General features: G+C 69.9%; 9 protein-coding genes. 6 read left to right on the top strand and 3 right to left on the bottom strand.

Features of this window, described 5'->3' with window-relative positions; all coding sequences use genetic code 11:
* Window positions 1-321: 321 nt before the first annotated feature.
* The 4 genes from AB0D04_RS20350 to AB0D04_RS20335 all read left to right on the top strand — a co-directional run bounded on the left by AB0D04_RS20350 (window position 322) and on the right by AB0D04_RS20335 (window position 4,106).
* Window positions 322-1,779, top strand: coding sequence for a catalase (locus tag AB0D04_RS20350; RefSeq protein WP_362704999.1), 1,458 nt, complete (start codon window positions 322-324; stop codon window positions 1,777-1,779).
* A 471-nt stretch (window positions 1,780-2,250) separates the two neighbouring features.
* A complete protein-coding gene (locus AB0D04_RS20345; RefSeq protein ID WP_362704996.1) occupies window positions 2,251-2,994 on the top strand; it encodes a hypothetical protein in 744 nt (247 codons plus the stop codon).
* Between the two features lie 139 nt (window positions 2,995-3,133).
* Entirely contained in the window at window positions 3,134-3,673 is a 540-nt protein-coding gene (locus AB0D04_RS20340) for a GNAT family N-acetyltransferase (protein WP_362704994.1), read from the top strand.
* A gap of 52 nt (window positions 3,674-3,725) precedes the next feature.
* Entirely contained in the window at window positions 3,726-4,106 is a 381-nt protein-coding gene (locus tag AB0D04_RS20335; RefSeq protein ID WP_362704992.1) for an MmcQ/YjbR family DNA-binding protein, read from the top strand.
* Window positions 4,107-4,217: 111 nt separating this feature from the next.
* On the opposite strand, the gene AB0D04_RS20330 is transcribed toward AB0D04_RS20335, so the two are convergent.
* Complete coding sequence (locus AB0D04_RS20330) at window positions 4,218-4,892, bottom strand: hypothetical protein (protein ID WP_362704991.1); 675 nt, start codon at window positions 4,890-4,892, stop codon at window positions 4,218-4,220.
* A 191-nt stretch (window positions 4,893-5,083) separates the two neighbouring features.
* Here AB0D04_RS20330 and AB0D04_RS20325 point away from each other — a divergent pair, with 191 nt between their 5' ends.
* The gene (locus tag AB0D04_RS20325) at window positions 5,084-6,763 is read left to right on the top strand and encodes an NUDIX domain-containing protein (protein ID WP_362704989.1); all 1,680 of its coding nucleotides are present in this window, start codon (window positions 5,084-5,086) and stop codon (window positions 6,761-6,763) included.
* Here AB0D04_RS20325 and AB0D04_RS20320 read toward each other — a convergent pair.
* Window positions 6,696-8,357, bottom strand: a complete 1,662-nt coding sequence (locus AB0D04_RS20320; RefSeq protein ID WP_362704987.1) for an AMP-binding protein — start codon at window positions 8,355-8,357, stop codon at window positions 6,696-6,698. The genes AB0D04_RS20325 and AB0D04_RS20320 overlap by 68 nt on opposite strands.
* A gap of 125 nt (window positions 8,358-8,482) precedes the next feature.
* Window positions 8,483-8,803 carry a hypothetical protein gene (locus AB0D04_RS20315; protein WP_362704985.1) on the bottom strand — a complete coding sequence of 107 codons (321 nt, stop codon included), beginning with the start codon at window positions 8,801-8,803 and terminating at the stop codon, window positions 8,483-8,485.
* Window positions 8,804-9,437: 634 nt separating this feature from the next.
* Between AB0D04_RS20315 and AB0D04_RS20310 the strand changes: the two genes are divergently transcribed.
* A complete protein-coding gene (locus AB0D04_RS20310) occupies window positions 9,438-9,995 on the top strand; it encodes an EF-hand domain-containing protein (protein ID WP_362704982.1) in 558 nt (185 codons plus the stop codon).
* Window positions 9,996-9,997 lie beyond the last annotated feature (2 nt).

Below are 9,997 nucleotides of genomic sequence, written 5' to 3'. Positions count from 1 at the left end.
CTCCCTGCGCGCCCAGGGCGACGGCAGCCTCGACCACTCCGCCCTCCTGCGCGGCGTCGAGCGCCTCTCCGGCCACACCATCGAAGGCTGACACCCTTCGGGATCTGGATTTCCCAGGTCCCGGACCCCAAGTTTCCGGGCGGCGGCCGCGCTGACACCTGTCCTGTCGCGCCCAGGCGCGGCCGTCTCCCGGAACACCCCACGCACCACCCCCCGCAACACCCCCCGCTTTATTTCAACAAACTGTTGACGTTTGGTCGGAGCAGTTCTTACGCTCCGACATGCGGAAGACAATTCCGCGCTCTCGTACGGAAGGTCACCATGTCGAAGCCCACGCTGACGACCGAGTCCGGCGCCCCGGTCGCCGACAACCAGAACTCCGCCACCGCCGGCGTCGGCGGCCCGATCGTCCTCCAGGACCAGCACCTGCTGGAGAAGCTCGCGCGCTTCAACCGCGAGCGCATCCCGGAGCGCGTCGTGCACGCCCGTGGCTCCGGCGCATACGGCTACTTCGAGGTGACCGACGACGTCACTGGTTTCACCCGCGCCGACTTCCTGAACACCGTCGGCAAGCGGACCGAGACCTTCATCCGCTTCTCGACCGTCGCCGACAACCTGGGCGGCCCGGACGCGGCCCGCGACCCGCGCGGCTTCGCCCTGAAGTTCTACACCGAAGAGGGCAACTACGACCTCGTCGGCAACAACACCCCGGTGTTCTTCATTAAGGACCCGATCAAGTTCCCCGACTTCATCCACTCCCAGAAGCGCGACCCCTTCACGGGCAAGCAGGAGCCGGACAACGTCTGGGACTTCTGGGCGCACGCCCCCGAGGCCACCCACCAGATCACCTGGCTCATGGGCGACCGCGGCATCCCGGCCTCCTACCGCCACATGAACGGCTACGGCTCGCACACCTACCAGTGGACGAACGCCCAGGGCGAGGCCTTCTTCGTCAAGTACCACTTCAAGACGAACCAGGGCATCCGCTCCCTGAGCAGCGAGCAGGGCGCCGAGCTGGCGGGCAAGGACCCCAACAGCCACCAGACCGACCTGCTGCAGTCCATCGAGCGGGGCGTGTACCCCTCCTGGACCCTGTACGTGCAGATCATGCCGGCGGCCGAGGCGGCGAACTACCGCTTCAACCCGTTCGACCTGACCAAGGTGTGGCCGCACAGCGACTACCCGCTGCAGCGGGTCGGCCGCCTGGTCCTGGACCGTAACCCGGACAACGTCTTCGCCGAGGTCGAGCAGTCGGCCTTCTCGCCGAACAACTTCGTGCCCGGCATCGGCCCGTCCCCGGACAAGATGCTCCAGGGCCGGCTGTTCGCCTACGCCGACGCGCACCGCTACCGCCTGGGCGTCAACCACACCCAGCTGCCGGTGAACGCCCCCAAGGCGACCCAGGCCAACAACTACGGCCGGGACGGCCTCATGGCGGCCAACGGTTACGACCGGCACGCCAAGAACTACGAGCCGAACTCCTACGACGGCCCGGCGCAGACGAACGAGGCGCTCTCCGCCCCGCTCGCCATCTCGGGCTACACCGGCACCCACGAGGCCCCGGCGCACACCAAGGACGACGACTTCTTCCAGGCCGGTGAGCTCTACCGCCTGATGTCCGAGGACGAGAAGAAGCGCCTGGTGGACAACATCGCCGGTGGTCTCTCCCAGGTCGGCCGCGACGATGTGATCGAGAAGAACCTCGCCCACTTCCACGCCGCCGACCAGGACTACGGCAAGCGTGTCGAGGCCAAGGTCCGCGAGCTGCGCGAGGACTGACGGGAGGTCAGTCTCCTTGCGCATCCGTACCGGTCGGCCCGTTGAGGGGTGGTCGACCGGTACGGAGAGGTAGCGCGGTGCTCCGCGGCACCCGGGGAATTACCAGTGCGGTGGCAGTGCTCGCCCGATAGGGAAGGGCGAGCCGCTCCCCGGCCGCGGAGCCCGCCTCCTGCCTCCCGCCCACAGCCTCCGTCCTGTGGGCCCCAGACTCCGTCCGGTGGTGCGATGTCCTGTCGCGCCCAATCTCGTATCACCGGACGGGAACCACCCACGAAGGGCCCGGAATCCGTACGGTCACGGATTCCGGGCCCTTCGTGCGTTCCTCACAGGCCCCTGAAGGCGGGGGTCTCCCACCCGAAGGTTGCTGTCCGCCCCGAACCGGCCCCTTTCGGAGCATCGGGAAAATACCCTGGGGACGACGGCGACAGCACCGTCCTGGCTGCCGCCCCGCCCGAAGTGCCAGGAGCCCAAATGGCCGACAGCGTGCCGGTGCGGTGCCCTACGTGCCGCCGCGAGAATGCCTTCACCCCGCCCACCTTCCCGTGCGCCTGCGGCGCGCCGCTGACGATGCCCGTACTGCGCGGCGGGGTCCCCGTGGAGATACTCCACCGCACCTGGCAGGCCTCCTGGGTGGAGGTCCGCTGCGAGGTCTGCGGACGGCTGGACGAGTGGCCGGCGCCGGAGTCGGGGTGTGCCTGCGGCACGGTCGTCCGGGTGCCCGTGGTCCCCGCGCCCGGCCCGTCCCCGTCCTCCCTCACACTCCCGGACGCCGGCACACCCGCCGCCCGTTCGACGGCCCCGCCTGGCGCCCGCCCCGCCGTGCTGCGGCCCGCGTTCCGCCCCGTCACCATCCGTACGGCCCGCGACTGCGTCACCGCCGCCGCGCAGTACCTCAAATGGCTGGGCTTCACGGACGTCTCGCGCGCCCAGGAACGCACCGCCGCCGGCGTGGACCTGCGGGGCACCGGTGTGGTGGCCCAGGTCGACCCGACGACCCGGTCCACCAAGCTCCGCGAGATCGAATGCGTCTGGCTCAACGGCCTCAACGACTCGGCCATAGCCGTCTTCTTCTCCCTGGCCGGCTACGCCCGCGACGCCCGCGCCCGCGCCGACGAACTGCACCTCCCGCTGTTCGTCATGGACCTCACCGGCACCCCGCAGCCGGTCAACGATCCCGCCGACGAGCTGATCAAGTACGGCGCCACGGGACGCTGACACCGGCCACCGGCCGCCGGAGGGCGTCGGCCGAGGGCGAGCCGGGCGCGGCGTGGAAGATCACCACCCGCTGCCCGGCGTCGTCCTCCGCCGCCGAAATCCCTTCGCCGGGCGCGGCGCCTTCGGTGACACTGGCCGGGTGAACATCGACATCCCGGATGTGTCCGAACTCTTCCTCCTCCGCGACATCGAGCGGGCCGCCGGGGAGGCGTTCCGCCCGCTCGGTATGGCGGAGGTAGCGGACGACGAACCCCCGAGCCTCATGGACCTGATGCAGTACCAAGGAGCGCGGCGGCTGCTGGCCGCGTACGGGGAACCGGGACGCAACGGCAGGCCGGCGCCGCCGATCGGCTATCTGGTCTGGGAGCCGGTCGACGACTGTGTGCACATCGAGCAGGTCTCGGTGCATCCGGACCATGCCCGCCGCGGCGTCGGGCGGGCGCTGATCGACCGGGCCGAGGACGACTGGCGCGGCACGGCGGTGACCCTGACCACCTTCGCCGAGGTGCCGTGGAACGCGCCGTACTACGAGCGGCTCGGGTTCCGGGTGCTCGCCGACGACGAACTCACCCCCGGCCTGCGGGAGATCCGCGCCAACGAGGCGCGGCGGGGCCTGGACCGCTGGCCGCGGGTGTGTATGCGGCGCCCTGGCGGCGCGCGGCCCCGGTGTGGCGAGTAGTCGGGCCTCGGCCGGGGGCCGGACGAAGGCGGGTGCGGGAGATACTGCATAGATGATCGACGCGAACGCGCTCCGGACCGTCTGTCTGGGCCTCAACGGCGCGACCGAGGAATTCCCGTTCCCCCGTCACCCGGACGTGGCGACCTTCAAGGTCGGCGGCAAGATCTTTGCGCTGACGACGCTGGAGGCCTCCCCGCTCACCGTAAGCCTCAAGTGCGACCCGGAACTGGCCGAGCGGCTGCGCGCGGCACACCCGGAGGTGGTGCCCGGCTATCACCTCAACAAGCGCCACTGGAACACCGTTTCCCTGGCCGGCGGCCTCCCCGACCGGCTGGTCCTCGACATGATCGAGGACTCCTACGACCTGATCGTCGCCTCCCTGCCGCGCGCCCAGCGGCTCCTCCTGGACTGGCCGGGGGAGGGCAAGCGCTGACTCCCTCGCGCGTGCGGCCGCGGCGCCGGTCGAGGGCGTCGCGCCGTGCGAGGGGGAAAGCGGCGAGCAATCGCCGCCTTCCCCCGACCGGTCGGGGCCCTGGGTAGGGACCTAGCGCACGCCGCCCCGCGCGGTGACGGGGGCGAGCGTGTTGAGCTTGCCGTTCACACTGCCGTTGCCGGCGTACTCGGCGGTGTAGCCGCCCAGCACCGCAGCGGTGGTGGACACCGGCCGCGCCGCGTCGCAGGAGGCGCGGCCGGCGGTGTTGGTCCTGGCCACGCACAGCACCTTGCCCGCGCGGTCCTTGAAGGTGACGGTCGCGTTCCAGATGGCGTCCTGCGGGCCGTCGTTGCGGTCCCGGACCAGGGTGGCGTTCAGGCCGGTGAGCTTTGCCGCCGTAAGGGACTGCGGGGACAGCCGGGCGCGGCCCGCGGTCAGCCGGGTGCCCATCTCGGGGACCTTGGCGGCCGGGCCGCACAGACCGCGCGTCCAGTCGAAGTAGGCGCCGGGAGCGCAGTTCACGCGCTCCTGCTGGACCGCCGCGCCGTCGGTGGACGGGTTGCAGCGGTAGAAGGCGGCGGCGTTGTCGGCGTCGATCGCCAGCAGGTCCCGGGGCTGGTGAGCGTCCGGTGCGCGCCCGGCGGCGCTCTGGCAGCCGGCGGTGAACACCTCGGTGTCGTAGCCACCGTACTGGTCGGGGCCGACGGCGGAGGCGGGGGCGGCGAAGGCCCCCAGAGAAGCAACCACGGCAGCCGCTGCGGTCGCCCAACGAGCAATACGTGTCATGGAGTTCCGTTCTCCTGGTGGTGGGGGGATGGGACATGGGGGGATGGGGCATTTCTGGCGCGAAGAGGCCTGCCCCTGGCCTGAATTCTGTCATGATCGCGCCGACCGCACCCTACGGGGCGCGCTCCCCATAGGGTGCGTGTGCGAAGGAAACAAGCCAGGTCAGCGCGGACAGGCCCTAGGCTGCCCGCATGCGAATATCCCGCCAGGCGGCGCGCGTTGCCGTGCTCGATCCCGACGGTTCGGTCTTTCTCTTCCGGTACGACAACGAAGAGGTCGGCGTCCACTGGGCACTGCCCGGCGGAGGACTGGACCACGGCGAGTCCCCGCGCGAGGGCGCCCGGCGCGAACTCCGCGAGGAAACCGGCTGGACCGACCTGGAGCCGGGCCCGCTGCTGTGCACCTGGGAACACGACTTCACCCTCCCCACCGGCGTCCGCGTACGCCAGCACGAGCACATCCACCTCGCGCACGGGCAGCACCAGGAGCCGGCCGACGGCCTGGCCGCCGCGCACGCCGACGACAAGATCCTGCACGGCCGCTGGTGGACCCCCGCCGAACTGGCCGACTCCCCCGACCCGCTCTGGCCGCCCCAGCTCCCCGCCCTGCTCGCGGCCGTACGCGGGGCGAACGGCGCGGCCCCGGACCCGGTCGCCCTGGGATACGTACCGAACGCGGCGCCGCCGCCACCCGAGGTGCTGTGGTCCCATGGCGCCACCCTCGCCGCCTGGTCCGCCGGGCAAAGACTCCCGGTGCACAACTACCAGGTGGACGACGCCGGTCTGCACTCCGCGGACGTCGGCAACGGCTGGTGGTCGCTGACCTGGGTCGAGGGCGGACGCGCGGTGCTCTACGGGATCGACAACGACTACAGCGAGACCATCGCGCAGGACCCGCCCGTCGATCTGCTGGCCGACGGACCGGCGTGGCTGCCCTGGGAGTGGCTGACCGCCCTCGTCCACGGCGAGGAGTCCCTCGGCTTCGTCTACTGGTGGGCGGACGGGGCGTGGGGACGTGCCCCGTATTCCGACGAGGTGCCGGACGACGGCATCGGCAGCATGGTCCCGGACGGCGACGGCGAGGTGCGGGCCGTTCTCGAGGCGCTGGAGGAGGACGGCGTCGATGCGGCGGAACTGGCGCGCAAGGGGACACCGGAGGCGCGGGCGGCCGCCGCGCGCACCGTCCGCCGGCCGCAGCTGCCGGCCGGCCACGGGGAGCCGCCGGGCCGGCGGGTGCCGTGCGATCTGCCGGAGCAGTATGCGGGAGTGCTCGCCGTCGCCCTGCGCGCGACCGCGGAACTGCCGCGCCCGGCGCCCGCCGCGAGCCCCGCCCTGGAGCGGCTGACGGCATGGATGCGCGCCAACCTCCCCTGGAACGACGGGTGTTGTCTGCTCGCTGCGAGCTTCGTCGACGGTGCCGACCCCGGCAACCTGTCCCGCGCCGACGGCTTCCACGACGAGCGGGGCAAACGGCTCGGCGACGAGGTGTGCGGCCTGCTCGGTGATCTGCGGCGGACCGACGCGGATGCCGACACCGCGGCCGGTCGCTGGATGTACCTGCGGGTGCAGATCACCGCCGGCGCCGACCCCGCCGACCCCGCCGACAGCGACCCCGTCACCGTCGACCGGGCCCATGACCACCTGCCCGGCTGGTGGCGTGCCCGCTACGGCGGCTACCAGGCCCGGCCGGAGACCCTGGCACGCGAGATGGCATCCCGCGCGCCCCACTGGCGCCCGGCCTGGGCCCGGCTCCTGGACGAGGACATCCCCGGCAACGGCGCCCCCGCGGAACTCTGCCGTCCTGCTACCGCACCGCCCCCGGCCCCTTCGCCAGCCGCTCCCGCAGCTCCACCTTGCGGACCTTCCCGCTGACGGTCATCGGGAACGCCTCGACGATCTCGAGATGGCGCGGCACCTTGTAGTGCGCGAGCCGGGTGCGGCAGTAGCGGGCCAGCTCATCGCGGGTGAGCGGGTCTTCGGGGTCGCGGAGGATGACGCAGGCGGCGATCTCCTCGCCGTACTTCTCGTCCGGGACGCCGACGACCTGTACGTCGGCGATTTTGGGATGGGAGTAGAGGAACTCCTCGATCTCGCGGGGGTAGACGTTCTCGCCGCCCCTGATGATCATGTCCTTGATCCGGCCGACGATCCGTACGTACCCGTCGTCGTTCATCACCGCGAGATCGCCGGTGTGCATCCAGCGGGCCGCATCGATGACCTCGGCGGTGCGCTCGGGTTCCTCCCAGTAGCCGAGCATCACGCTGTAGCCGCGGGTGCACAGCTCGCCCGGCGTGCCCCGCGGCACGGTCACCCCGCTCGCCGGATCGACGACCTTGACCTCGATGTGCGGCAGCACCCGGCCGACGGTCGCGGTGCGGTGCCCGAGGTCGTCGTCGCGGCGGGTCTGGGTGGAGACCGGGGAGGTCTCGGTCATGCCGTAACAGATGGAGACCTCGGCCATGTGCATCTCCGCGACGACCCGTTTCATCACCTCCTCCGGGCAGGGCGAGCCCGCCATGATCCCGGTACGCAGCGAGGACAGGTCGTAGGTGGCGAAGTCGGGGTGGTTGAGCTCGGCGATGAACATAGTGGGGACGCCGTAGAGAGAGGTGCAGCGTTCGTCCTGGACGGCCTGGAGGGTGGCGGCGGCGTCGAAGGCGGGGGCCGGGATGACGATGCAGGCGCCGTGCGAGGTGGCGCCCAGGTTGCCCATGACCATGCCGAAGCAGTGGTAGAAGGGGACGGGGAGACACACCCGGTCGTGTTCGGTGTAGCCGATCGTTTCGCCCACCCAGTAGCCGTTGTTGAGGATGTTGTGGTGGGAGAGGGTGGCGCCCTTGGGGAAGCCGGTGGTGCCGGAGGTGTACTGGATGTTGACCGGGTCGTCGGCGGTCAGGGTCTGCGCGCATTCGGCGAGCCGGGCGGCCGGGACGGCGGCGCCGGTGGCCAGCAGGCCGCCCCAGGACGTCGGGTCGCCGATATAGATGACGTCGCGCAGCGCCGGGCAGTCGGCCCGTACCTGCTCGATCATCCGCCGGTAGTCACTCGTCCTGTGCTGGACCGCGGAGACCAGGACGCCGATACCCGCCTGCCGCAGGACATACGCCAACTCATGGACGCGATAAGCCGGGTTGACGTTCACCAGAATGGCGCCGACCTTGGCCGTGGCGTACTGGACCAGGACCCACTCGGCGCAGTTCGGGGACCAGATACCGACCCGGTCCCCCTTGCCGACCCCCTTGGCGAGCAGGCCGAGCGCCACCTCGTCCACCGCGCGCCCCAGTTCGGCGTACGTCCAGCGGCGGCCGCTCGCCACCTCGACCAGCGCCTCGCGGTCACCGAAGCGCGCGATGGTACGGGCGAGATCGGCGCCGATCGTACGGCCGAGCAGGGGCAGCTCGGCGGCCCCGCTCGCGTACGAGAGCTCCGGCTGATGTGATGCCGCTGTCTCCTGCAGACTGCTCATCGGTGATTCTCCTCGGACGATCGGGGGCCTCCGGCCATGGTGCAGTCTCGCGCCACACCCTCTCTCATCCCTCACGGTGCACCCGCACATTCCCGGTTCCTTCCCGTGTTCGGAGCCGCGCGGGATCATTGACGAAGCGTCGACGGTCCGCTGACTGCGGGGAACGCCTGTTGCACCGCGGCGATCCAGGCATCTACCTCGTCGTGGGAGGTCCGGATGGCGCTGATCAGCTCTTCGATGACATCCAGCTTCGGCTCGCGGACATTCCTGTGGAGCTGCTCCATCGACACCTCTTGGTACGGCACGCTCAACTGCCACCAGAACCGCATGAGAGAGCGGCACTCTTGCTGCTCCTGGTCGTCCGCCAGCCGGTCATGGATCACTGCCTGGACACGCCGTCGCTGATCGACGTCACGAAAGCCCTCGCTGAGGTCCGTCAAAGTCACGGTCGGAACCTACCCCCGCACGCCGGCCACTCGTCGCGGAGGTGCTCGGCCACGTGGTCGCGTACGTCGTCGCGGACGGCTTCGGCGTCCCGCTTGGCGCGGCTCAACGGGTGCATCATGCCGTCCCGGACACCGGCCGTCCTACCCGTCGGCGGGGATCAAGGTGCGCACGCGGCACCGGCGTTGACGCAATCAAGGTCGCACGGCCGGAAAACCGTCCGCCGGCGTGTTCGGCATTCGGCATCTGCCATCGACACAGAGGGAGTGGCGAGAAGCTACGCGACCTGCGAAGGACCGTGATCGGCAAGTCCGTTGAGGACTGAGGGACGGTTGAGAGGGCCGAGCAAGGGCCGGAGTCGGACACAGGATCCGACCACCCATCTCCGCTGCTGAAGCAAGCAGCGTTCTTCACCGAGTCCGTTATGCATACTCCCACCATGACGCCTTTTCCGTCATCCTCGCCTCAGCGGGTTTGAAATGGCAGCCGTCACTCGATTGCGCCCTCCTGCTATGGATCTATTGTCGCCTCCCGACAGCCCTGCATATCGTGAGGGCCGTTGCGCGAATCGATGAGGCAGTTAATGGATTCGCGTATCCGTAAATGCCGCAGCCTGCGAGACGAGAGGAAGAAATAATGTCCGAGGACCTCAAGAACCATAAGTTCCACGCCCTCTTCCAGCTGTTCGACACGACCGGTCAGGGATATCTCACGCAGGACGGGTTCCGCCTTTTCACCGACGCGGTGACGGGGCTGGTACCGAGCGACGACATCGAGAACGCGGCAGCGATGCGGCAGGCATTTGAGAGGTGGTGGGGGCTGCTTCTGCCGTCCGCCGACACCGACGGTGACGGGCGGATCGACCGGCAGGAATTCGTCAGCGCCATGCGGTCCCGTGTCATTTCTCCGGGAAATCTGGAGGCGGCCGTACTGGAAATCGCCGATTCTTTGATGCGGGCCTGGGACACAAACAAGGACGGGGTTCTGAGCAAGGACGAGTATCTCCGCATCTGCACCCAGGTCGGTCTCGATGCCGCACTTTCCAGCGACGCATTCAGCAGGCTCGACAGGGATGGCGACGGCGTCATCAGCCACGACGAGTTTCGTACCGCGGTGACGGAGTTCTATCTGAGCGATGACGAAACCGCGCCGGGAAACTGGCTGCTGGGGCCATTGCTGTCGGCCGGCCAGTAGAG

Source organism: Streptomyces sp. NPDC048483 (assembly GCF_040651455.1).
Lineage (GTDB): Bacteria > Actinomycetota > Actinomycetes > Streptomycetales > Streptomycetaceae > Streptomyces.
Note: the sequence above shows the minus strand (reverse complement) of the source record. Positions and strands in the feature narration are given on the sequence as shown.

Bases quoted from the DNA above. Each gene is read 5' to 3' on its own strand.
- AB0D04_RS20350 (WP_362704999.1), top strand. From the start codon at position 322: ATGTCGAAGCCCACGCTGACGACCGAGTCCGGCGCCCCGGTCGCCGAC.
- AB0D04_RS20345 (WP_362704996.1), top strand. From the start codon at position 2,251: ATGGCCGACAGCGTGCCGGTGCGGTGCCCTACGTGCCGCCGCGAGAAT.
- AB0D04_RS20335 (WP_362704992.1), top strand. From the start codon at position 3,726: ATGATCGACGCGAACGCGCTCCGGACCGTCTGTCTGGGCCTCAACGGC.
- AB0D04_RS20330 (WP_362704991.1), bottom strand. From the start codon at position 4,892: ATGACACGTATTGCTCGTTGGGCGACCGCAGCGGCTGCCGTGGTTGCT.
- AB0D04_RS20325 (WP_362704989.1), top strand. From the start codon at position 5,084: ATGCGAATATCCCGCCAGGCGGCGCGCGTTGCCGTGCTCGATCCCGAC.
- AB0D04_RS20320 (WP_362704987.1), bottom strand. From the start codon at position 8,357: ATGAGCAGTCTGCAGGAGACAGCGGCATCACATCAGCCGGAGCTCTCG.
- AB0D04_RS20310 (WP_362704982.1), top strand. From the start codon at position 9,438: ATGTCCGAGGACCTCAAGAACCATAAGTTCCACGCCCTCTTCCAGCTG.